Origin of the sequence: Paracoccus yeei ATCC BAA-599 (genome assembly GCF_000622145.1) — a bacterium.
In the GTDB taxonomy this organism is placed as follows: Bacteria; Pseudomonadota; Alphaproteobacteria; order Rhodobacterales; family Rhodobacteraceae; genus Paracoccus; species Paracoccus yeei.
Map to the genome: position 1 here is coordinate 177,635 of NZ_JHWH01000009.1, position 22,161 is coordinate 199,795.

Consider the following 22,161-nt stretch of genomic DNA (forward strand, 5'->3'; position numbering starts at 1 on the left):
GGCGTCAGTCCTTCACGAACAGCTTGCGCGGCACCGAGGCCAGCAGTTCCGGCGCGCCCTCGGTGATGACGACGCTTTCGGTGATCTCCAGCCCCATCTCGTCGGTCCAGAGGCCGGTCATGAAATGGAAGGTCATGCCGGGTTGCAGCACGGTGCGGTCGCCCGGACGCAGCGACATGGTGCGTTCGCCCCAGTCGGGCGGATAGCTGACGCCGATGCCGTATCCGGTGCGGCCGTCCTTGACGATGCCGTATTTCTTCAGCACGGCAAAGAAGGCTCCAGCGAACTGTTCGCAGGTATTGCCCGCGCGCGCGGCCTCGAGCCCGGCCTCCATGCCCTCCAGCACGGCCTGTTCGCCTTCGGTGAAAACCTTGGGCGGCTTGCCCAGGAAAACCGTTCGCGACAAGGGCGCGTGATAGCGGTTATAGCAACCCGCGATTTCAAAGAAGGTGCCCTCGCCCGCGCGCATCGGCCGGTCGTCCCAGGTCAGATGCGCGGCCGCCGCCTCGCGCCCCGAGGGCAGCAGCGGCACGATGGCCGGATAATCGCCGCCAAAGCCGTCGGTGCCACGGATGCCCGCGTCATAGATTTCCGCCACCAGGTCGCATTTGCGCATCCCCGGCTCGATCTTCTCGAAGATGCGTTCGTGCATCTTCGTCACGATGGCCCCGGCCTTGCGCATGTAGTCAAGCTCGGTCGGGGATTTCACCGCGCGCTGCCAGTTCACCAGCCCGGTCGTGTCGCTGAACGTCGCGTCGGGCAGGTGCCTTTGCAGGGCGGCGAAGGCGGCGGCGGTGAACCAGTAGTTGTCCATCTCGGCGCCGATGCGTTTCGCGCCCCAGCCCTTGTCCTTGAGGATCTGCGACAGCAGGTCCATCGGATGTTTCTGGGTGTTCTGCACATAGTCGTCGGGATAGCCGATGACATTGGCTTCGTTCAGATAGGCGGTGAAGCGTGCGCCCACGGCATCCATGGCCCGGCCGAAGAAGATCGGCTCGCCCTCGGGCGGGACCACGACGCATTGGTGCACATAGAACGACCAGCCGTCATAGCCGGTCAGCCAGTTCATGTTCGAGGGATCGGTGACGATCAGCAGATCGACGCCCTTCTCCTCCATCGCCTGGCGGGTCTTGCGCAGGCGGTCGGCATATTCGGCGCGGCTGAATTTCAAGGCTGCTTCTGTCATGGCGCTGCTTTCAAGGGGTGAAGGTCTGGCCGGCCCCGGCGGCCCGCGCACGGGCAAGGGCAAGGGCGGCGATGGCGGTGTCCTGGATGCCGGTGCCGGTCAGGTCGGCCAGCGTGATCTGCCGGTCCGACGTGCGGCCCGGCGCGATTCCGGCGATGACCTGGCCAAGCTCGGGGAACTCGGTCCCGGCCAGGGGGGAATGGTGCAACTCGCCCAGGGCGCGGGTCTGGGACAGGCGGTCGGCGACGTAATGGGCGGCCGCCAGCAGGTCAGGCGCGATCTCGTTCTTGTGCCCGGCGTCCGAGCCCATGGCGGTGATGTGGCTGCCGGGCGGGGCGCTGGCCAGGATGGGGCTTTCGGCGGGCGTGGTGGTCACGATCACATCCGCCTGCGCCTCGGGCGTCACGGCCGGTGTGACGGGAAAGCCAAGCGCGGCCGTCATCTCATCGGCGAGTGCGCGGGCCTTGGCCGCGTCGCGGGCCCAGACGGTGGCGCGGGTCAGCGGCCGGACCAGCGCCAGCGCGCGCAACTGCATCCGGGCCTGCATCCCCGCCCCCAGGATCGCGGCGCTTTCAGCGTCCTGCCGCGCCAGATGCCGCGCGGCGACGGCCCCGGCGGCGGCGGTGCGCACGTCGGTCAGATAGCCGTTGTCCAGAAGCAGCGCCTGAACCAGCCCGGTGCGGGCGGACAGGACCACCATCATGCCGTTCGTCGACGGCAGGCCCAGCGTCGGATTGTCGAAAAAACCGGGGCTGATCTTGATCGCGAAATGGTCGATCCCGGGGACATAGGCGGTCTTCACGTCGACCTCGCCCCGGTGTTCGGGAATGTCGAGGCGCAGGACCGGCGGCATGGCAACGGCCTGGGTCGCCAGTGCGCGGAAGGCATCCTCGATGCAATCGACGGCGGCAAGGTCCAGGGGCACCAGCCGGCGCAGATCGGTCTCGGTCAGGATGATGACGGGCGTTCTCATGCGGCCTCGACGGAGTTGGCGCCGGCGACGATGCGGGCGTGCAGGCCCGGGTCGATGTTGCCGCCCGACAGGATGGTGACGGTCGGCCCCTCGGGGCGGAAGCGGCCCGACAGGATGGCGGCATGGCCCACGGCCGCCGCGCCCTCGACCACATGGCCCGCCGCCGCCAGATGGCGCAGGGCGGCGGCGATCTCGGCCTCGGAGACCAGGATCACGCCGTCCAGCAGCGCGCGGCACAGGGGAAAGGTCACCCGGTTGTCCGCCCCGATGCCGCCGCCAAGGGAATCCGCCAGGCTTGCGGTTTCGATCACCTCGACCGGATGGCCGGCGGCCAGGCTCGCGGCCATGGCGGCGCCGTTTTCCATGCTGACGCCGATCACGCGGGCGGTAGGGATCAGGGCCTTGACGGCGACGGCAATGCCCGCCGCCAGCCCACCCCCCGACAGGGGCACCAGGACGCTGTGCAGGTCGGGCCGGTCCTCGGCCAGTTCCAGCCCGATGGTGCCCTGTCCCGCAACCACGGCGGGATCGTCGAAGGGGTCGATCCGCGTCATGCCTTCGCGGGCCACGGCGCGGGCGACCTCGGCCATCGCCTCGTCCTGGCTGGCGCCGGTGACGCGGACCTCGGCGCCCAGCTCGCGGATGGCGCGGACCTTGTTGTCGGGGACCAGGTGCGACAGGCAGACCGTCGCGGGAATACCCGCCGCCTGCGCCGCATGGGCCAGCGCGCGACCGTGATTGCCGGTCGAGGCGGTGACGACGGCCCGTGCGCGCCTGGGCAGGGTCAGCACCGCATTGGTCCCGCCGCGCAGCTTGAAGGCGCCGGTCGGCTGGCGGTGTTCGCATTTCAGCCAGAGCTGCGGCAGGCGCGGGTCGGCGACCAGAGGCGTGCGCGCGACATGCGGCGCGATGCGGGCGCTGGCGGCGCGGATGTCGGCCAAGGTGACGGGCATCACGGCAGCCTCATCAGCTGGCCGGGCGCGGCGACGCCGGTGTCGCCACAGGCGCGCAGCACTGCCCAGGCGGCGGCATAGTTCGACGACACCGCCGGTACGCCGGTCGCATCCTCGATCCGGTCGATCACCCCGGCGGCGCGGACGGCGGTGCAGGACACGAAGATCGCCTCGCTGCCCGGCACCAGCGCATCCCTGGCCGCCGCGACGATGCTGTCGGGCGACAGCCGCGCCATGGCGCGGTCGTCGGTCAGGCCAAGGCTGGTGACGCCTTGCAGGGTGAAGCCGCCGGCCTCGAAACAGGCGGCCATGGGTGCGGTGGTTTCGGGCACATAGGGGGTCAGCAGCGTGATCCGCTGCGCGCCAAGCGCGCGCAGACCCGCGAACCCGGCCGAGATCGGCGTGATCGCCACCGTTCCGGGCTTGCCCGCCGCGATCGCGTCGCGCACCGCCCGGTCCCCGATCACGACCGAGGCCGAGGTGCAACCATAGACCACCGCATCCAGATCCTCGCCCGGCAGGATCAGCGCGGCGGCGCCGGTCACGTCGCCCGCCATGGCAGCCAGGGTTTCAGGCGTCACCGGATTGGCGAAGGGGATGCGCGTCGCATAGACGCCGATGCCGCGCGGCGACAGGATGCGATGGAAATCCGGCTCGGTCGTGTGGTCGGTCGCCAGCGCGATCAGGCCGATGCGGCGGGGCAGGGGTCGGTCGTCCAGATGCAGTTCCACGGTCATTTTCCGAACCTTCCAAAGCGGCGTTCCAGCCAGCGCAAGCCGACGACCGAGATGATGCTGACGATCAGGAAGCACACGCCAACCAGGGTGATCGGCTCGACATAGCGATAGGTCGAATTCGCAACCGAACGGGCCTGGCCCATCAGCTCCATCACGGTGATCGCCGACAGCAGGGGCGTTTCCTTGAACATGGCCAGGACATAGTTCGCCATGGCCGGGATCATCGGCGGGACCGCCTGCGGCAGGACGACATGCATCCAGGTCTGGCGCGCGGTCAGGTTGGTGGCGCGCGCCGCCTCCCACTGGCCGCGCGGCACGGATTCGATGCCGCCGCGATAGACCTCGGCGAAATAGGCCGCGTAATGCAGGCCCATGCCCAGCACGCCCGCCGCCAGCGCCGGCAGCCGCAGTCCGATGTCGGGCAGGACGTAGAAGATGAAGTACAGCTGCACCAGCAGCGGCGTGCCCCGGATGAACTCGACCACGAAGCCGGTCGTGCGGGTGACGGTGCGGCTGGGCGAGCGCCGCAGCAGCGCAAAGACAAGGCCCAGGACGGCGGCCACGATGACGCCCAGCACGGTCGCCAGCAGCGTGATCTGCAAGCCCTGCAACAGGGTCGGCAGGATGCTCAGCGCGAAATCCCAATCCCATTCCATCAGCGCACCCCGTCCAGCCCGCGCGTCGCGCGCCGTTCCAACCAGCGCATCCCGGCCGAAATCAGCGAGGAGAGCGCGAAATACATCACCAGGATCGCGACAAAGGGGACCAGCGTGCTGCCGGTCTGCGACCGCACCACCTGCGCCTGGAACGTCATGTCGGACAGCGAGATCAGCGACACGACCGAAGTGGCCTTCAGCAGTTCGATGGCATTGTTGCCGAAGGTCGGCAGCATCAGCGGCAGGGCCTGGGGCAGGATGACATGGCGCATCCGCTGATAGCCGGTCAGGTTCAGCGCAACCGTCGCCTCGTGCTGGTCGCGCGGCACCGACAGGATGGCGCCGCGCACCACCTCGGCCGCATAGGCGCCGACGTTCAGACCCAGCGCCATCACCCCCGCCTGCATCGGGCTAAGCGATACGCCGGTCAGCGGCAGGACGTAATAGATCCAGAACAGCTGCACAAAGATCGAGGTGCCGCGAAAGAACTCGATATAGATGCTGGCCAGCCAGCGCAGGCCGGCGTGACGCGACACCCGGCCCAAGCCAGCCAGGAAGGCCACGACCAGCGCGACCGCGCAGCCCATCACGGTCAGTTGCACCGTGACCCAGGCCCCCTGAAGGATGAGTGTCAGATATCCTGCCCAGTCGCCCATGCGCTGATGCCTGCCTTGCTGTTGGGGTCTGCGGTTCGGCTTATTGCGGCGCGGCGCAAAGCGTATCGCGGTCGGTCGACAGCGCGGCCTCGGCGCTGAAGCCGTAGGGCTCGACGATCTTGGCGAAGTCGTCCGTTTCCTTCATCTTGGCCAGTTCCACGTCGAAGGCGTCGCGCAGCGCCGTGTCCTTCTTGTTGAAGGCCGCGCCGTCGCAATAGACCGGGGCATCCTTGACCGGGGCAAAGATTTCCAGACCGGCATCGCCGGATTTCGCCAGCAGTTCGTTCAGCGACAGCACCGGCAGCGAATAGGCGTCGATGCGCCCGTCCTGCAGCATCTTCAGCCCCGATTGCGGGTCCGGCACGACGATCAGCCGGTCGCGCGGCACGCCCGCGTCCAGCGCCAGCTTTTCCTCGGTGCCGCCGCCGGGGGCTCCCAGCCGTGCGGTCTCGTCCTTGGCGATATCGGCATAGAACTGGAAGCTCTTGGGGTTGCCCTTGGGCACCAGCAGCGCCTCGGCATCGCACAGGATCGGCTGGGAATAGGCGACCGCGGCGCAGCGCTCGGGCTTCATGAACAGACCCGCCGTCACGGCATCGACGCGGCCAGCCTGCAGGCTGGGGATCATCGCGCCATATTCCAGGATCGAGGCCTCGACATCGGCGACGCCCAGGCGCTTGAACACCTCGCGCGCGACATCGGGACCCGCGCCCGAGACCTTGCCGTCCGAGCCGACGGCGGTATAGGGCGGCTCGTTGCCGATGGCGATGCGGGCAAAGCCCTGTTCCCTCAGCGTGTCCAGATCGGCAAGCGCGGGCAGGGGAGCGGCCAGCATCACGGCGGCCATCAGGTAAAGCTTCATGTCAATCTCCGCTGTTGGTTCTGTTGGTCAGACCCGATGGCCGGCTGCGATGATCTTGCGCAGAAAGCCTCGGGTTCTTTCTTCCTTGGGGTTCTTGAAGATCTGTTCTGGCGGGCCCTGCTCGACGATCCGGCCCTTGTCGAAGAACAGGATGCGGTCGGCGAATTCGCTGGCAAAGCCCATCTCGTGGGTGACAAGCAGCATGGTCATGTCGGTTTCGGCGGCCAGCCGCTTCATCACCAGCAGAACCTCCTCGACCAGTTCGGGGTCAAGGGCGGACGTCACCTCGTCGAACAGCATGATGTCGGGGTTCAGCGCCAGCGCGCGGGCGATCGCCACGCGCTGCTTTTGCCCGCCCGACAGTTGCGAGGGCATGGCATCGGCCTTGTCGGCAAGCCCGACCATGTCCAGAAGCTCGCGGCCGCGCCTTTCGGCGGCGGTGCGGCTTTGGCCTTGGGTCAGGACCGGCGCCAGGGTGATGTTCTGCAGCACGGACTTGTGCGGGAACAGATTGAAATGCTGGAATACCATGCCGATGCGGGCGCGCATCTTGTGCAGATGCGCTTCGTCCGCGGGCACCTCGGCGCCGTTCTTCTGCATGTGGTAAAGCGGCTGGCCGTCGATCTCGATCCGGCCGCCCGACAGCGATTCCAGCGTCATCAGGATGCGCAGGATCGTCGTCTTGCCCGAGCCCGAAGGCCCGATCAGCGCCAGCTTTTCGCCCTTGTGCACGTCAAAGGACAGCCCGTCGATGACGGTCAGCGTGCCGAAGGATTTGCGCAGATTGTCGATGCGGATGATTGGGTCGCCCACGTCCGTCCCCTTGCCGTTCGCGGACAGGTTTGCATTGCTGCCAAATCAGGTCAATTATTATATCGTATCATGACAATTCTACAGCAGTGGCAGCAGGGGCTCGGGCGAACTGCGGAGCAGGTCGCGCACCAGGCCAAGGCCGCGCTGCAGATCGTCCTCGCGCTTGGTGCCCAGGGCGATGCGGACGGCATTGCGGCGCTGATGATCGTTGACACGGAACGCCTGCCCCGAGGCGATGGCCACGCCATGCACCCGCGCCTGGGCGACGAACTGATCCTCGTCCACGCCTTCGGGCAGGTTCAGCCAGACATGCAGGCCCTGCGGATGGGCGCTGAAATCAAGGCCGGTGAGGATCGCCTGCGCCAGGGCATGGCGGCGCTGCAGGGCCTCGCGCTGCCAGGCGACCAGGCCGTGCAGGGTGCCGTCCTCGATCCAGTGGCTCAGCAACTCGACCATCAGCGGCGTCGCCATCCAGCTTGTCACCAGATGGCGATTTGCCGCCACGGCTGCCGCCCGTTCCGGCGCGGACAGATAGGCCAGCCGCAGCCCGGGCAGCGCGACCTTGGTAAAGCCGCGGATGTGAAAGACCCGCTCGGGCGCAAGCATGGCATAGGGCGTGGGCGCGTCCACCACCACATCGCCCAGGATGTCGTTTTCGACGATGAACAGGTCGTGCCGCCGGGCGATGTCCACAATGTCGCGCCGCCGCGCGAGGCTGGTGACATTGGCGCGCGGATTGATCGCGGTGGGCTGGGTATAGACCGCGCGCACCAGCCCTTTTTCCGCCGCCATATCAAGCGCATCCGGCAGGATGCCGTCGCTGTCGCAGGCCAGCCCATCCAGATGCAGGCCCAGATACTTGCACAGCGGCATCAGCAGGTGATGGGTCAGCGCGGGCGCCGCCAGTGTCGCACCGCAGGGCACCGCGCTCATCACCGCGGTGGTGATGGCCGAGGTGGCGCCGTCCGTGATGACGATATTGTCTGGCGCGACCTCGATGCCGCTGCGCTTCAACCAGCCGGCGGCGACATGGCGGTGATGCGGCAGGACCGAACTGGGTCGGAATGACAGCGCCGAGGACGCACTGAGGTTGTCGGCCACCCAGTGCAGCCCGTCGCGCATCAGGGCGATGTGGTGGTCGTCGCTGACCGGCTTCAGGATCGAAAGGTCGATCACCTCGCTGCTGCGGTCGGCGATATAGGGCGGGTTGCTGTCGCCGGCCGGCGGCAGGACGAACGACCCGCTGCCCACCTTGCCCGCAATCAGCCTACGCCGGATCAGGTCGTTATAGGCGCGCGACACGGTCTGCACCGACAGCCCCAGTTCATAGGCCAGGTCCCGGTGCGGCCTGAGCTTGGCGCCCGAGGGCAGCAGCCCGTCCGCAATGGCCCGCGCGAATTGATCCGCCAGGGACAGATAGGCCGGTCGACGAAGGCGGGCGGGATCGGGGCGCCATTGGGTCATAATGACATGACCTTAAAGCAGTTCAATTTTGGGCAGAAGGTGGAAAATTCAGCTGTTGCCTGCGCAAGCTTTACGCCTTGAGCCGCGCTCGGCCTGTGTGGCCTCGGCCGCCAGCCGTCCCGCCTTTACCAGAAATCCACCCTGGTCTGCAAAAGCTCGCCCAGCGTCTCGGCGTCGTGGCCAAGGAAGATCACGCCATGACCGTTGCCCAGATCCAGGTAAGCGGCATCGCCCAAGTCGTGCAACCGGTCGCCCAGCGATTCGGGGTCGATGGACTGGCCATTGATGTTGCGGGTGATGATCAGGCGATCCTCGTCGGAAAAATCGGCGATGATGTCCACGCCATGCGCGCTGCGGAACTGGAACAGGTCGGCACCGCCGCCGCCGGTCAGGAAATCGTCGCCCGCGCCGCCATTCAGGGCATCGTCGCCCGCGCCGCCGTCGATCATGTCGTTGCCGCGCCCGCCATGCAGCGTGTCGTTGCCCGCCCTGCCAAAGATGGAGTCGTCGCCGCGCCCGAAATCCTCGATCGCGGCGACGAAATCATTGCCGTCGCCAAGGTCGATGCTGTCGTCGCCGCCGCCGGCGTCCACCCAGTCGTTGCCTGCGCCGCCCGTGATGCTGTCGTCGCCAAAGCCGCCATGAAGCGTGTCGTTTCCCAAGCCGCCGTCCAGCAGGTCGTTGCCATTGTCGCCCTGCAACCTGTCCCTGCCGTCGCCGCCATAAAGCCGGTCTTCGCCCAGGTCCCCTGACAGCGTATCGTTGCCTGCGCCGCCATGAAGGCTGTCGCGCCCGGCATCGCCTTCGAGCCGGTCGTCGCCGGATCCGCCATCCAGCAGGTCGTTGCCATCCTGCCCGCTGAGAAGGTCGTTCCCCGCACCACCCAGCAGCAGATCGGACCCGAACGATGCAAAGAGCGAATCATTACCCGCGCCGCCGAACAACCCGTCCCCGGCGGCGCGCTTTGCCTCGGCCCAGTCGTCATAGGACAGGCCGCCTCGGTCGGGATCGGTCAGCCAGCGCACGTCCAGCACATCGTTGCCCTCACCTCCGAACAGCAGGTTCCAGCCCGCACCGCCGTGCAGGGAATCGTCGCCGGCAAGCCCGAGCATGACATCGTTGCCCGGACCGCCGGCAAGCGTGTCGGCCCCGCTTCCGCCGATTTGCAGGCCTTGGGACAGGGCGCCGGCCAGGATGCCGATGGCGGTCCTGGCGAAATCCAGCCCCTCGGATTCCGCCGGGTCGAGGCCGGTCGGCAGCAGGCGAAAGAGTTCGTCGGACAGAATGGTCGATTTCAGGTCTGAATACGTCGCCATGGTTGCTTTTCCAGTTTGAAGCGGCCCTGATCCTGCGCCCCGGTGATGCCCGGGACTGGAACGTCGGACGGATGCTAGCGGGACCGCATTGCCGAAGCGAACCGGAAAAGCCTGCAATTTTAAGTAAATAGACGTCGGCCGTCTGCCCGCTTTGGTTTAGCTTCCGCCGCATTGGATCACAGCAAGAAAGGGGTCATCATGGCCACGATACCAGGGGGCGCGTTCAGCGACTTCTTGTTCGGGACGTCGCTCTCGGACTTCATCGCAGCCGGAGCGGGGCATGATACCGTCATGTCCGGCTCGGGCGACGACATCGTTCACGGCGAGGCGGGCGACGACCTGCTGAACGGCGGTTCGGGCGACGACCGGCTGTATGGCGGGTCCGGCGACGACCAGCTGCTGGGCGGCACCGGGGACGATGCGCTTTACGGCGGGGAAGGGGACGACACCCTGTCCGGCGGTGCGGGCGACGACCTGATGCAGGGCGGCGCGGGCAGCGACCTTCTGGCAGGCGGTGCCGGCGACGACACGCTGGAAGGCGGCGCGGGCGACGATGCCCTGGCCGGCGGCACCGGCGACGATCTGCTGGACGGCGGTGCGGGCGACGATACACTTTCGGGCGACGTCGGCGACGACACGCTGCTGGGGGGCGCCGGCGACGACCAGATCCTTGGGGGGCTGGGCGATGATCTTCTGCTGGGCGGCGAAGGCGACGACCTGCTTGAAGGGGGTGCCGGTCGCGATACCCTGGACGGCGGCACCGGCGACGACGTCCTTTATGGCGGCGAGGGGGAGGACCTGTTCACCTTCTCGGGCGGCGGCGACGTGGTCATGGACTTTACCGACGGCGACATCATCCAGATCTCCTCGCGGCTGGAGGGGGTGACGCTGGGCTCGGCCGAGGAAGTGGCCGATTTCGCCGTCGACCTTGGCGACGCCGGCACGCTGATCGACTTCGGCCAGGGCGACAGCGTCCTGCTGCACGGCGTGTCCTATGACGACGTGACCGCGGACCCGGGCCGCTTCTTCACCGTGGTCTGATGCGGACGGTCCGGGCGCCCTCCGTGCCCGGACCTTTCCTTTCCATCCCTTCGTCCAAGGTGCCAGGGCATGAACATCCCTCTTGACCGAACGCTGCGCGCGCCGGTTCCGCGCTTGCCCGCCCGCCTTGACGAGGCGATGGCGGTCGCGTTGGGCCCGTCGCTGAGCGCGATCTTTTTCGACCGGCCCGGGGGACGGCGCGAAAGGATGCAGGCGGAACAGGACGGCGAGCCCGTCCCGCGCCCCTTTATCGCGGCGGAACTGGGCCTGAGGTCGGGGGGCACGCGGCATGTGCTGTTCGTTCCGCAGGGGCTCGAAGCCGTGCTGACGCGCCACCTGCTGTTGCGCCTGAACGACTTGCCGGCCGCCGAGATCGACCCCGGCTGGCTGCAGGCGCCGCAAGGCGATCTCGCGACGCTGGCCGCGCAGCTTTCGGCGCCGGGCCTGTGCCGGCTGCTGCGGATGATGCTGACCACCGGAGCCTCGCTTTTCGCGGCCGAGGCACAGGCGGGGCTTGCCGAGGCCGCCTTGCATCTGATGGACCTCTGCAACATTCCGGCCCTTGCCCCCATCGCGAAAACGCAGGTCGCGGGGCGGGCGCTGGTCAGCTATGTCGCGCCCGGTCTTGCCGGCCTGCGCGGCCCCGGCAATGCCGTGACGATCCAGGACGGTCGCCCGGTCCCGTTCAAGGATTTCGATTGCCTGTTCGAAGGGACGCTGCTGCATGTGCTGCTGCCGCGCGGTCTTGCCCCCGCGCAGATCGTGGCTTTCGCCGATGCGCCGCTTCGGCTGGGCGCGGGAGGCGGATCGCTGCGCCACCAGCCGGCCGCGGCCTGGCTGCGGGACCGTGGAAAGGACTGCCGCGACTGGCTGTCAACGCGCGTCGGGACCGACGTGGTCGCCACGGGGCGCCGTCCTGCCAGCGGGCTGACCGAACCCCGCATCGCGATCCGGCATCTGTCGGCGCTGCCTTCGGGACTGCTTCATGCCCTGGTGCTCACGGACCCGTCACGCCTGATCCGCAAGGTGATCCTTGAGCGGCAGGGTCGGCAGGCCGCGCTGACGCCGGCGCATGGGGTCGACGGGACAACGATCCTGGCAGGCCTTGCCGATCTGCCGGGCGAGATGCGGGCCCGCGACACCTGCCGCATTCGCGTGCTGTACCGTTCCGGTCATCTGCGCAATCTGGCGGAGGCGCCGGTCGCGGCCTACGACGGCAGCATCCCCCCAGGTTTCGAGGACGCCTGGGCGCTTGGCGCCGATGTCCTGCCGCCGCTGGCCCGGGCCCGGGCCGGCTTTCGCCGCACAACGCCGCCGTCCGTCGCGCAGTATTTCGGCCCCGTGCAGAAATGCGGGCTGCAGATCGTGACTGCAATCGGCGAATCGGCCGACATGATCCGGGCGCGCGCCGCCATGATCCTGGCCGAGGGGAAGGGCGCGCCGGTCGAGGTGATCTGCACCATGACCGACGGACCGCTGGCGGCAGGCGCGCGTCATGCGCTGGCCCAGACCGCGGCGATCTATGGCATCCCGCATCGGCTGGTGCTGCTACCCGGCGTCGCCAGCGTGGCCGAGCGGTTGCGTATTGCCCTGGCCGAAGCGCAAGAGGTTCCGACGCTGCTGCTGGGCGCCGATGTCCTGCCCGAGGGCCGGGGCTGGCTGCCCTTCTGGCTGCGGCGCCTGCGCCAGCCAGAGGCCCTGGCCCCCGCCTTGCTGGCAAGCGACGGCTCGATTGCCGCGACGCAAGAGGGTGAGGATCCCCGCCGTGGATTGCCGGCCACGGATCTGCCCGCCTCGGGCCGGCCGGTCCGCCGACCGCTGGTCGACTGTCTGGCGCTTGGGCCTGCGGGAATCGCGCGGCTGCTGAAGGCCGCGCCGCACCCCGATCCGGCGCTCTGGATCGCCTCGGCCCTGAGCGGCAGCGCCCGGACCGAAACGCGCCGACCGTTTCGCAGGTTCGGCCCTGGACCGGCGCCCGGCGCCTTTACCACCGCCTTGGCCGAGGCGGGGTTTGCCTTGATGGAAAGGGATCGCGCATGACCCTTCAGGTGCTGCACATCGTTCATGACCACCCCGCCTATACAAGCGGCGGAACGGAAATCCTGGCCCATGACCTGACCCGCGCGCTGGATGCGACCCCGGGGGTGCGGACGCGATTGCTGGCCGCGACCACCGCGCTGCAGCGCCCGAGCGACGCGCCGGGAGCCTTGGGCCTGGAGGGCGGGGATCACCTGCTGCGCACCGGGCGCTATGACCGCTTTTCCATGCTGCGGCAGGATGGCACCGAATGGGTCGCCTCGATGGGGCGGCTGTTGGGCCATGTCCGCCCCGACGTGGTGCATTTGCACGGGCTGGACCGGATCGGGGCCGAGGTGCTGGCGGTGCTGCGACGCCTCGCGCCCCGGGCGCGCATCGTATTGACCTTGCACGATTACCAGATCCTGTGTCCGAACGACGGGTTGATGCTGACGGTCCCCGAAGGTGCGCGCTGCCGAAATCCCGGGCAGGACCGCTGCCGGCGCTGTTACCCGGACATGCCCGCCGCAGCGCATCTGCTGCGCAAGGCGCATCTGACGGCGCTGCTTTCGCTGGTCGATGTCTTCATCGCGCCGTCGCGCTTTCTGGCGGAACGCTTTGTCGATTGGGGGCTCGACGCGGGCCGGATCACCGTCCTGCCCAACCAGGTTCAGCCTGCGCCCCACCCGCAGCGCGGTCCGCGTGCAAATCCCGACCGCTTCGCCTATTTCGGCAATATCGCCACGCACAAGGGCGTGCTGCCCCTGATGGCCGCGACCCGCCTTGCGGGAGAGGCGCTTACGCTGGACCTGCACGGCGGGCTGGGCCACGCCGAGGCCGGGTTTCGCCGCGAGTTCGCCGAGGCGCTTGCAGCGACCCCCAACGCTGCCCACCATGGCCCCTATAACCGCGCGGATCTGCCGGCGCTGATGGCGCGCGCCGACTGGCTGGTCCTGCCGTCGCTCTGGTGGGAAAACGCCCCGCTGGTGGTGCTGGAGGCCCGCGCGGCGGGCCTGCCGGTGATCTGCTCGGGCATCGGCGGCATGGCCGAGATGGTGGCGCATGGCACGACCGGCCTGCATGTCCCCCCGGGCGATCCCCGCGCCCTGGCCGAGGCGATGCGCACCGCCGCCAGCGATCCGACAGCCCATGCGCGCATGGCGGCGGCGCAGCGCAGCCGGCACAGGGATGACGCCTATCGCGCCTTTGTCGACGCCCATCTGGACATCTATCGCACCCTCTCACGAAAGGTTTCGGCATGAGCCCCGCCGACGGCGCCTTTTTCGCAGCCCCGCCCGAAGACGCGGTGCTGACCCCCGATCTGGCGATCATCCTGCCCGGCGGGCGGACGCTTCTGGCGCTGTCGCAGCTGGGCAGCGCACTGCCACGGCGCGGCTTTTGCGGGGATGCGCCCTGGCGCGCGACCTGCTGGCCCGCACAGGACGGGCGCGCCGGGCTGGCGCTTGTCGAAACGCCGCTGGTCGGGACCGGCCGGCTGCGTGGCCCCGGCGGCGACGAACGACAGATCGCCACGCCGCGCGCCGTGGATGTCGCACCGGGACCGCTGGCGGAATTCGTCCGCCGCAGCGGCCTGAACAGCCGAAAGGTGTTCGAGTTCCTGACCGAGGCGCTGGCCGGGTCCGCGACCGGCGAGACACGCGGCAGCGACCACGAATTCGGGGCCGCCTTCCTGTCCATGGCGTCGGAGGCCGGCGGCTTTGTCGAAATCCTCGCCTGTCCTGATACGGGCGGTCTTTTCGCCCAGGGCTGGGCGATGGCGCTGGCCCCAGGTCCCCAGCGGCTGGCCCGCCTGAACGGCCCGCTGGAGCTTTGCAACGCGAATGCCGCCGTCTTTCCACGCGACGACATCCCACCGCCGGGCACGGGGTTTTGCCTGTTCAGCCTGGACTGGCGCGGGGCCGATCTGGAGACGCTCGACTGCCTGTTCTATGAACAGGACGGCATCCTGAAGCGGCTTGAGGTGGTGCGCGGCGCGGTCCTCAGGCTGCGTGGCGAGGCCGCGACCGATCATGTCCGCCACATGCTGCCCCGGCTGGATTGCGACGCCGATGCGGCGGGCGTTTTCCGGCGCATCTGCCGCCCCCGCTATCAGGGTACCGACACCCTGTCGTCGACCCTCCTGCCGGTGGCCGCCGCCTTCGATGCGGTGTTCGAGGCGCCCTTGGGCGGGCTTCTGGCGATGGGTTGGCTGCTGGACCCGCTGCGGCGGGTCGAACGCGTCATCATCAAAAGCACGACCGGGCTTTATGCGCCTTTGCATGACCGCTGGAACCCGCTTCCTCGCGCCGACCTGAACGATGGCTTCGCGGCCGATCCCCGCTTTGCGCGCCTGCTCGATCCCGCCGACACCATGCATGGCTTCATCGCCTTCGCGCCGGGTGGCCCGCGCAAGGGGGACGAGGAATTCTATCTGGAACTGATCCTTGACGATGGCAGCTGCCTGTTCCGCCCGCTGAAGATCACCCGGCTCGAGGGGCGTGAGTTGTTGCCGCATATCCTTCCGGCCATTCCCCTGCACGATCCGGCGCTTGACCAGATCATCGAGGATGCGCTGGCGCCATTCCTGGCGCGGCTTCCTCCGCGGCAGCGGAAAAACCGCGCCCCGCAGCGACCGATTCCGCTGTCCACTCAGGCCGGAGAGATCGCGGCCATTGTCCCGCTTGGCAAGCTTGACCACTTGCAACCGATGATGGCGCTTCTGGCCGGGACACCCGAGGCAGACCGGCTTGATCTGGTGATCGTGATGGCGCGGGCCGCAGCCGCAGGTGTTCCGACGCGGCTCAAGGATCTTTTCGCCTTCTACGGGCTTCGCGGCAGGCTGCTTCTGGTTCCGGACCAGACCGATTTCTGCACCCGGGTCGAGGCTGGGCTTGCCCATGCCGCGGGCTCGCGGGTGCTGCTCTGGCAGCCCTCGGCCCTGCCCGCGACGCCTGGCTGGCTCGACCTGCTAGAGGACGAGCTTGCGGGGCTGGGCACGCCCGGCCTGATCTCGCCCACCTTGGTCTATGAGGATGGGTCCATCCTTTACGGCGGCGAAGGCGCGACCGAGGAAAACAGCACGCCCATGCTGGGCTATCCGCTGGGGTGGATGATCCGCGGCGCGCCGCGCCCCATGCCCGCCGGCGCGGCCCAGCTTGCCCTGATCGACCGCCAGGCGATGGCTGCGGCAGGGGGCTTTTCGGGGCAGCTTTATTCCGATGCGATGGTCCACCGCGACCTTGCCCGCCGCTTGCACGACCAGGGCTTCGGCACCTGGGCATCGCGCAGCGTCGATTTCTGGGCGCTTGAGGACCTTCCCGGCCCCACCGATGCAATCGTTCGCCTGCTGGAAAGGGTTGATTCATCTTTGACGGGCAAGATGGCGTTCACCGTCAGCGGAGACCGACTCGGATGAAAGCCCTTGTGCTGAGCCATGCCCACCCGGCCTTTTCCATCGGCGGGGCACAGGTCGCATCCTACAACCTGTTCCAGGCGATGAAGCGACAGCCGGGCTGGGACGCACACTACATCGCCGGGGTCGGCCCCCCGGTCGCGCGCCATGCCGCGACGCCCCTGATGTCCTTGGGCCAAGCACCGGATGAAACCCTGTTCTGGACCAATGACTACGACTGGTTCCACCTGGGACTGAACGATACGGGCGCCTTGATCCAGCATTTCGAACGGTTCCTGGCGGACCTGCGGCCCGATATCGTGAACTTTCATCACGTCATGGGCTTCGGGATCCAGGCGATCCGCGCCACGCGCCGCGCCTTGGGCGACGTGCCGATCGTCTATACCCTGCACGAGTTCCTGCCGATCTGCGCCCATCACGGCCAGATGATCAAGGCCAAGAATGGTGCCCTGTGCATGAAGGCCTCAGCCTCGGACTGCGGCATGTGCTTTCCCCAGATCGGCGCGGCGAACATGCTGCGCCGGGAACTGTTCATCAAATCCTTCCTTGCCCAGGTCGACGCCTTCGTCTCTCCTTCGCGCTTCCTGTTGAAGCGCTTTCAGGACTGGGGCCTGCCCCGCGAAAAGCTGGTGATGATCGAGAATGGCCTGGATGGCGGACCGGTCGCCCAGGCGCGCGCCCTGCCGCCGGGCGGACGGCGCAACCGCTTCGCCTATTTCGGACAGCTCAACCCCTTCAAGGGCATCAAGGTCCTGGTCGAAGCCGTCACCCGCATCCCCGAGAAGACCTGGGGCGACGGTATCCTCTATATCTTCGGCGGCAACCTGGAGCACCAGCCCGAGGAATTTCAGGCGCAGGTCAAAGAACTGTTCCGCCTTTCCGGCCGCCGCCTGCGGTTCATGGGGTCGTACAAAAGCGCCGACCTGCCGCATCTGATGCGCGAGGTGGACTGGACGATCGTGCCCTCGACCTGGTGGGAGAACGCGCCCGTCGTCATTCAGGAGGCGTTTCACCACCGCCGTCCGATCATCGCATCGGACATCGGCGGAATGGCGGAAAAAGTGCGGGATGGCATCGACGGAATACACTTCCGCGTCTCGAACCCGGAAAGCCTGGCCGAGGCGATGACCCGTGCCATGGACCCGCAGGTCTGGGATCGTCTCCATGCCGGCATCCGGCCCCCGACGGGCGCGGACGAGGCCGCGCGGCTGCACGCCAGCCTGTTCGAAAAGATCCTCGCCCGGAATGCCAAGGCCGGGCTGGCGGTGCGTCATGGGTGACGGCGGCCTGGTGCAGGATCCCTGGCGCACGGCCCTGGGCGACCTGGCCAAGGGGGTGGCGGCAGCGGCATGCGTCGGTTTCTTCGTCAACCTGCTTTACCTGTCGCTGCCGCTTTACCAATCTCAGATCTTCGACCGCGTGATCTCGTCGGGAAACCTCGACACGCTGGTCGCGCTGACGCTGATCGTGGGGTTCCTGTTCATCTTCCAGTCGATGCTGGACTTCCTGCGGTCCCGCCTGCTGCTGGTCGTCGCAGCCCGGCTTTCAACGGCGCTCGGCCGCCCAGTGTTCGAGGCAACGATCGAAAACGCGTTGAAGTCGGGGGCAGCCTCGGCCGCGACCGCCATGCGCGACCTGAACGGACTTCGCGGCTTTGTCGCCGGGGGTGCGATCACCTTGCCGATGGACATGGCCTTCACGCCGATCCTGCTGACCGTGCTGTTCCTGCTGCATCCGCTCTACGGAACGGTCGGGCTTTGCGGGGCAGGGCTGCTGACGCTGATCGCGCTGGCGACCGAGATCCTGGGCCGCCGCCCTGCCGCAAATGCAGTCCAGAAGAACGTCGTGCTGCAAGCCGACACCGCCAGCGCGATCCGCAATTCCGAAGTCATCGCGGCGATGGGCATGCTGCCCGAACTGTCGCGGCGGTGGCGGCGCGGCCAGGCCATGTCGCTTGACAGCATCGAGGCGGGCGGAACCACGGCAAAATTCCTTGCCGCGCTGGCACGCGGATCTCGGGTCGGGCTACAGATTGCGGTGATCTGCACCGGGGCCACGCTGGTCATTCGGCAAGAGGTCAGCCCAGGCACCATCATGGCCGCAGCGGTCATCATCTCGCGCATGCTGTCCCCGTTCGAACATCTGATCGATGGCTGGCGGCAATGGGTCAATGCCTCGGTCGTGGCGCGGCGGCTGCGCGATCTTCTTCACGAGGGGGCGAGAACCCGCTCGGCCGTGCCGGTTCCGGTCGGTCGGGCAGAGTTGAAAGTCGACCGGCTCAGCTATGTGCCGCCCGGGCAGGATGCGCCCCTGCTGCGCAACATCAGCTTTTCCATCGCGCCGGGCGAGATGGTGGGCGTGATCGGTCCCTCGGGCGCCGGAAAATCGACCCTGGCGCGTCTGGTTGTCGGGCTCTGGCGACCGACCACGGGGGGCATCTTCCTTGATGGGCAATCCACCTTCCTGCACGAAAGGGCCAGTTTTGGTGCCGCCCTGGGCTATCTTCCGCAAGAGCCACTGCTGCTTGACGGAACGGTTCGCGAAAACATCGCGCGGTTCCGCGATGTGCCTATCGAGGACGTGGTGGCCGCAGCCCGCCAGGCCGGGGTTCACGAAATGATCGGCCGCCTACCCAAGGGCTACGAAACGCCTCTGCTCGATGCCGGAGCGCGCCTTTCGGGGGGGCAGCGCCAGCGCATCGCCCTGGCGCGCGCCGTTTTCGGTATGCCGAAGCTTCTGGTGTTGGATGAGCCGAACTCATCGCTGGACGCCGATGGCGAGGCGGCGCTGGTCGAAGCGGTTGAGCATGCCCGCGCCCGCGGAGCGGCCGTGCTGATCGTCGCGCAGCGCATGTCGATCCTGAACAAGGCCGATCGCTTGCTTTTGCTGCGCGACGGCGCGGTGGCGCAATACGGCGACAAGGCGGAGGTGCTTGCGGCACTGGGCCCCAGCCGACGCAAGCTTGTCCCCGCGGCAGAGGCGCGCATGTCATGAGCGTGACAGCCGATGACGAAATCCTGCCCACCTATCGGCCGGTCTTTCTGACGGCGCTAGCGACGATCCTGTTCCTGGTCTGCACACTGGGCGGATGGGGCGTTTACGCCCGGCTTGACGGCGCGGTGGTCACGCAGGGGGTCATCCTTGCGGAAAGCAAGCGAAAGACCGTCGAGAACCTGGAAGGCGGCATTCTGTCCCGGCTTCTGGTTGCGCCGGGTGATCGGGTCGTGGCCGGCCAGCCGGTCGCCCAGCTCGACACCACCCAAGACCGCGAGCGCCTGGCACAGATGGAGGCCGAGCGTCGCGCTCTGGTCTTCGACATCTGGCGGTTGGAGGCCGAGGCACAGGGAACGCCCCTTGATACCGCCAATGCCCCCGAGGCGGACCCCCAGCGGATCGCAGCCCAGGCCGGACTGCACGACGCACGGCTTGCCCTGCATCAGGGGCAGATCGCCTCGATGATGCGCCAGGCCGAACATCTGTCGGCCCAGGCAAGAGCCAATCGCGCACAGGCCCGCGCCTCGGAACGCCAGATCGAAAGCTGGCGACAGGAACTGGCGAATACCGAAACCCTCGTCGAGCGCGGTGCCGCCACCCCCCAGAAGCTCCGAGAGCTTGGCCGCACCATCTCTGTCCTGGAGGGTGAGCGCGACGAATATGCCGCGCTGGCCGAGGCGAACGAACGCGACGGCGCGCGCGTCCTGGCCGATATCGCAACCCTTCGCCAGCAGCGCGTGGCCGAAGCAAACGAAATGCTGGCGCAATCCCGCCGCAGTCTTCCCGCGCTTGAAGCGCAGATGCGCGCAACGGAAGATGTGCTTCGCCGCCGCACCCTGCGCGCGCCGCAGGATGGCCTGGTGGTCGATATCCCCATCGTGACGCCTGGCGCGGTGATCGGCTCGGGCGCCGTGGTGATGGAGGTCGTACCCGACACCGACGCGCTGGTCGCCCAGGTACGGCTTCCACCCGAGGCCATCGACACCGTCCATGTGGGACGCAAGGCACGGGTCCGGCTGACGGCTTATCGCCGCGCCGTCGCTCCCACTATTGGGGGCGAGGTAACCTATGTTTCCGCCGATCTTCTGGAGGAACCGCGCGACGGCAGCCGCTATTTCGAGGCCCGCGTCGCGCTGGATGCGGGTGCTCTGGAGGAGCAGCCGGAGATTGCCTTGACAGCAGGGATGCCGGTCGAGGTCGCGATCCAGACCGGCGAGCGTCGGGCGGGCGACTATCTGCTGGAACCGATCCTGCGGCATCTGGGAAGGGCGATGCGGGATGAATGATTTCTTAACCTTTTGCGCCGACAATCGGCAAAGAAAACAGGTAAGATGGAAATGAGCGAAGGTACTTTCACACTGAAGCATGCCGATCTTCCGGCGTTGGACCGCGTCGGCCTGCGCCTTCCGGGTCTTCTGCAGACGGGCAGGCTGGCGGCTGGTTCCCGGATCGAGGGGCCGACCTCGATCATCTGCTCCGTCTCGCCAGGAGCATTCATCGATATCGGGGCGTTCTGCAACCTGAGCGGCGGGACAATCAACAATGTCCGCTTCGGGCGTTATTGCTCGATCGCGGCGGGCGTCGTCATCGGCATGCATGAGCATCCAACGGACTGGCTGACCACATCGCGCGCCGCCTATTTCCCGCAGGTGAACGGCTGGCGCGAGCTTGTAGCCCCGCAACGCACCGAGGAAATCCGGCAAGGTCTGCGTCCCTTCAAGGGGAGTTGCCCGATCACCGAGATTGGCGACGATGTCTGGATCGGGCAGGGTGCCTTCATCAAGTCGGGCGTCCGCATCGGCGCCGGGTCCATCATCGGCGCCCGCGCGGTCGTGCTGCGGGACGTACCGCCCTATTCGATCGTCGTGGGAACACCTGGGCGGGTCGTACGGCTCCGCTTTCCAGAACCGGCGGTCGAGCGCCTGCTGGCCGTGCAATGGTGGCGCTATTCGATCTTTGATCTGTTTTCAGCACCAATGGACAATATCGACGCCACGCTGGACCGGATCGAAGACATGATCGCAGGAGGCCGGATTCAACCCTATGAAGGACCCGTCGTAACAGCCGAGAGCCTGCGCGATTCGCAAGGGCTTGCGGCCGATCTTGCCGTACGCTTCACCCCACCCGTGGCACAAGCAAGTTGATGGTAAACCTTGGATCAGGTTGGACCCCATCCGCATAACTGGACCCCATGATCGGACCCTGATCTGACTGGGTCTGTGGCCTCTCCCGCGGCATTCTCCGTTCGAGGGTTGCGCCCGGTTGGCGGGCGCCGAGCCTCAAGAATGGGGCAGAGACCAGATGCAGGGTAGCACGTTTAATCGCGCAACTGACAGCAAGCTGGCAGGAGGACTACGACCGCTGGCAGCGCCGCGACCTTTCGTCGCGTCGCTCTGTCTCCATCCGCGCCGACGGCGTCTACCTTCAGGCCCGGATGGAACCGCAAGCCGAGTGCATGCGGGTGATCCTCGGGGCCACACCCGAAGGAAAGAAGGAACTCGTGGGATTCCAGGTCGGGGTGCGCGAAAGCGCGCAAAGCTGGCGCGAACTGCGGGTCGGTCTCAAGTCTCGCGGCCTTGCCGTGCCGCCCGAACGGGCCGGTGGCGATGGTGCCCTGGGCTTTTGGAAGGCCATGGATGAGATCTTCCCCAGCACTCGCCATCAACGGTGTTGGTTTCACAAGATGGCGAATGTGCTCAATTGCTTCCTCAAGTCCATGCAGCCCGCTGTCACCGCCGATCTGCGCGAGATCTCTCATGCCCAAACCCGCGCTGCGGCGTTGGCGGCCATCGAGACTTCAAGGATGAATATGCCGCCAAATACCAGCGTGGCGTGACCTGTCTGACCAGGGACAACGAAGCCTTGCCGGCCTTTCACGACTTCCCCGCCGAGCACTGGGAGCATCTGCGCACCTCGAACCCGATCGAAAGCGTCTTCGCCACCGTCCGACACCGAACCGTCCGCACCAAGGGCGCACTGTCGCAGAAGACCGCGAAGCTGATGGTCTTCACCCTGGTCCGGGCCGCATCGAAGAAGTCGCGCAAGCTCAACGGCACAAACCAGTTGCCACGCGTCATCGAAG

At 67.4% G+C, this 22,161-nt stretch carries 18 protein-coding genes and 1 pseudogene; 9 read left to right on the forward strand and 10 right to left on the reverse strand.

The genetic code is table 11. The features are described from left to right. Nucleotides 1–4 precede the first annotated feature (4 nt). From doeA to BU28_RS22275, 10 genes are all read right to left on the reverse strand, one after another. Nucleotides 5–1,186 carry an ectoine hydrolase DoeA gene (gene doeA, locus BU28_RS0106960; RefSeq protein ID WP_028718832.1) on the reverse strand — a complete coding sequence of 394 codons (1,182 nt, stop codon included), beginning with the start codon at nt 1,184–1,186 and terminating at the stop codon, nt 5–7. A 10-nt stretch (nt 1,187–1,196) separates the two neighbouring features. Beyond that, nucleotides 1,197–2,159 (reverse strand): cyclodeaminase, encoded by a 963-nt coding sequence (locus BU28_RS0106965; protein ID WP_028718833.1) that lies wholly within the window; start codon nt 2,157–2,159, stop codon nt 1,197–1,199. Further along, on the reverse strand, nt 2,156–3,112 hold the full coding sequence (eutB, locus tag BU28_RS0106970; RefSeq protein ID WP_028718834.1) for a hydroxyectoine utilization dehydratase EutB: 957 nt from the start codon (nt 3,110–3,112) through the stop codon (nt 2,156–2,158). Before eutB ends, BU28_RS0106965 begins: the two co-directional genes overlap by 4 nt. Beyond that, nucleotides 3,112–3,849: an ectoine utilization protein EutA gene (eutA, locus tag BU28_RS0106975; protein WP_028718835.1), complete on the reverse strand. Its 738-nt coding sequence runs from the start codon at nt 3,847–3,849 to the stop codon at nt 3,112–3,114. The genes eutB and eutA overlap by 1 nt, the downstream gene beginning before the upstream one ends. After that, entirely contained in the window at nt 3,846–4,505 is a 660-nt protein-coding gene (gene ehuD / locus BU28_RS0106980; RefSeq protein ID WP_028718836.1) for an ectoine/hydroxyectoine ABC transporter permease subunit EhuD, read from the reverse strand. The genes eutA and ehuD overlap by 4 nt, the downstream gene beginning before the upstream one ends. After that, nucleotides 4,505–5,161 (reverse strand): ectoine/hydroxyectoine ABC transporter permease subunit EhuC, encoded by a 657-nt coding sequence (gene ehuC, locus BU28_RS0106985; protein WP_028718837.1) that lies wholly within the window; start codon nt 5,159–5,161, stop codon nt 4,505–4,507. Before ehuC ends, ehuD begins: the two co-directional genes overlap by 1 nt. 40 nt (nt 5,162–5,201) lie before the next feature. Further along, nucleotides 5,202–6,023, reverse strand: coding sequence for an ectoine/hydroxyectoine ABC transporter substrate-binding protein EhuB (gene ehuB / locus BU28_RS0106990; RefSeq protein ID WP_028718838.1), 822 nt, complete (start codon nt 6,021–6,023; stop codon nt 5,202–5,204). A gap of 27 nt (nt 6,024–6,050) precedes the next feature. Further along, nucleotides 6,051–6,836: an ectoine/hydroxyectoine ABC transporter ATP-binding protein EhuA gene (ehuA, locus tag BU28_RS0106995; protein ID WP_028718839.1), complete on the reverse strand. Its 786-nt coding sequence runs from the start codon at nt 6,834–6,836 to the stop codon at nt 6,051–6,053. 78 nt (nt 6,837–6,914) lie between these two features. Continuing rightward, nucleotides 6,915–8,300, reverse strand: coding sequence for a MocR-like ectoine utilization transcription factor EhuR (gene ehuR, locus BU28_RS0107000; RefSeq protein WP_028718840.1), 1,386 nt, complete (start codon nt 8,298–8,300; stop codon nt 6,915–6,917). A gap of 125 nt (nt 8,301–8,425) precedes the next feature. After that, nucleotides 8,426–9,616: a calcium-binding protein gene (locus BU28_RS22275; RefSeq protein ID WP_051577944.1), complete on the reverse strand. Its 1,191-nt coding sequence runs from the start codon at nt 9,614–9,616 to the stop codon at nt 8,426–8,428. Nucleotides 9,617–9,814: 198 nt separating this feature from the next. Here BU28_RS22275 and BU28_RS0107010 point away from each other — a divergent pair, with 198 nt between their 5' ends. From BU28_RS0107010 to BU28_RS22285, 9 genes and pseudogenes are all read left to right on the forward strand, one after another. After that, nucleotides 9,815–10,657, forward strand: coding sequence for a calcium-binding protein (locus BU28_RS0107010; protein WP_028718841.1), 843 nt, complete (start codon nt 9,815–9,817; stop codon nt 10,655–10,657). 69 nt (nt 10,658–10,726) lie between these two features. Then, on the forward strand, nt 10,727–12,697 hold the full coding sequence (locus tag BU28_RS0107015) for a hypothetical protein (RefSeq protein WP_028718842.1): 1,971 nt from the start codon (nt 10,727–10,729) through the stop codon (nt 12,695–12,697). Further along, nucleotides 12,694–13,935: a glycosyltransferase family 4 protein gene (locus BU28_RS0107020; RefSeq protein WP_028718843.1), complete on the forward strand. Its 1,242-nt coding sequence runs from the start codon at nt 12,694–12,696 to the stop codon at nt 13,933–13,935. The genes BU28_RS0107015 and BU28_RS0107020 overlap by 4 nt, the downstream gene beginning before the upstream one ends. Beyond that, on the forward strand, nt 13,932–16,088 hold the full coding sequence (locus BU28_RS22280) for a hypothetical protein (protein WP_051577952.1): 2,157 nt from the start codon (nt 13,932–13,934) through the stop codon (nt 16,086–16,088). The genes BU28_RS0107020 and BU28_RS22280 overlap by 4 nt, the downstream gene beginning before the upstream one ends. Continuing rightward, nucleotides 16,085–17,365 carry a glycosyltransferase family 4 protein gene (locus BU28_RS0107030; RefSeq protein WP_028718844.1) on the forward strand — a complete coding sequence of 427 codons (1,281 nt, stop codon included), beginning with the start codon at nt 16,085–16,087 and terminating at the stop codon, nt 17,363–17,365. The genes BU28_RS22280 and BU28_RS0107030 overlap by 4 nt, the downstream gene beginning before the upstream one ends. After that, a complete protein-coding gene (locus tag BU28_RS0107035) occupies nt 17,358–19,079 on the forward strand; it encodes a type I secretion system permease/ATPase (protein ID WP_036762211.1) in 1,722 nt (573 codons plus the stop codon). Before BU28_RS0107030 ends, BU28_RS0107035 begins: the two co-directional genes overlap by 8 nt. Further along, complete coding sequence (locus tag BU28_RS0107040; RefSeq protein WP_028718846.1) at nt 19,076–20,365, forward strand: HlyD family type I secretion periplasmic adaptor subunit; 1,290 nt, start codon at nt 19,076–19,078, stop codon at nt 20,363–20,365. Before BU28_RS0107035 ends, BU28_RS0107040 begins: the two co-directional genes overlap by 4 nt. A gap of 45 nt (nt 20,366–20,410) precedes the next feature. After that, nucleotides 20,411–21,223, forward strand: a complete 813-nt coding sequence (locus BU28_RS0107045) for a CatB-related O-acetyltransferase (protein WP_233145084.1) — start codon at nt 20,411–20,413, stop codon at nt 21,221–21,223. A gap of 173 nt (nt 21,224–21,396) precedes the next feature. Beyond that, a pseudogene (locus tag BU28_RS22285) lies at nt 21,397–22,161 on the forward strand (IS256 family transposase); the annotation flags it as partial.

Coding starts and splice junctions, on each gene's coding strand:
- BU28_RS22280 (WP_051577952.1), top strand. CDS start 13,932: ATGAGCCCCGCCGACGGCGCCTTTTTCGCAGCCCCGCCCGAAGACGCG.
- BU28_RS0107045 (WP_233145084.1), top strand. CDS start 20,411: ATGGAAATGAGCGAAGGTACTTTCACACTGAAGCATGCCGATCTTCCG.
- BU28_RS22275 (WP_051577944.1), bottom strand. CDS start 9,616: ATGGCGACGTATTCAGACCTGAAATCGACCATTCTGTCCGACGAACTC.
- doeA (WP_028718832.1), bottom strand. CDS start 1,186: ATGACAGAAGCAGCCTTGAAATTCAGCCGCGCCGAATATGCCGACCGC.
- eutA (WP_028718835.1), bottom strand. CDS start 3,849: ATGACCGTGGAACTGCATCTGGACGACCGACCCCTGCCCCGCCGCATC.
- ehuD (WP_028718836.1), bottom strand. CDS start 4,505: ATGGAATGGGATTGGGATTTCGCGCTGAGCATCCTGCCGACCCTGTTG.
- ehuC (WP_028718837.1), bottom strand. CDS start 5,161: ATGGGCGACTGGGCAGGATATCTGACACTCATCCTTCAGGGGGCCTGG.
- BU28_RS0107035 (WP_036762211.1), top strand. CDS start 17,358: ATGGGTGACGGCGGCCTGGTGCAGGATCCCTGGCGCACGGCCCTGGGC.
- ehuB (WP_028718838.1), bottom strand. CDS start 6,023: ATGAAGCTTTACCTGATGGCCGCCGTGATGCTGGCCGCTCCCCTGCCC.
- BU28_RS0106965 (WP_028718833.1), bottom strand. CDS start 2,159: ATGAGAACGCCCGTCATCATCCTGACCGAGACCGATCTGCGCCGGCTG.
- BU28_RS0107010 (WP_028718841.1), top strand. CDS start 9,815: ATGGCCACGATACCAGGGGGCGCGTTCAGCGACTTCTTGTTCGGGACG.
- BU28_RS0107015 (WP_028718842.1), top strand. CDS start 10,727: ATGAACATCCCTCTTGACCGAACGCTGCGCGCGCCGGTTCCGCGCTTG.
- ehuR (WP_028718840.1), bottom strand. CDS start 8,300: ATGACCCAATGGCGCCCCGATCCCGCCCGCCTTCGTCGACCGGCCTAT.
- BU28_RS0107030 (WP_028718844.1), top strand. CDS start 16,085: ATGAAAGCCCTTGTGCTGAGCCATGCCCACCCGGCCTTTTCCATCGGC.
- BU28_RS0107040 (WP_028718846.1), top strand. CDS start 19,076: ATGAGCGTGACAGCCGATGACGAAATCCTGCCCACCTATCGGCCGGTC.
- eutB (WP_028718834.1), bottom strand. CDS start 3,112: ATGCCCGTCACCTTGGCCGACATCCGCGCCGCCAGCGCCCGCATCGCG.
- BU28_RS0107020 (WP_028718843.1), top strand. CDS start 12,694: ATGACCCTTCAGGTGCTGCACATCGTTCATGACCACCCCGCCTATACA.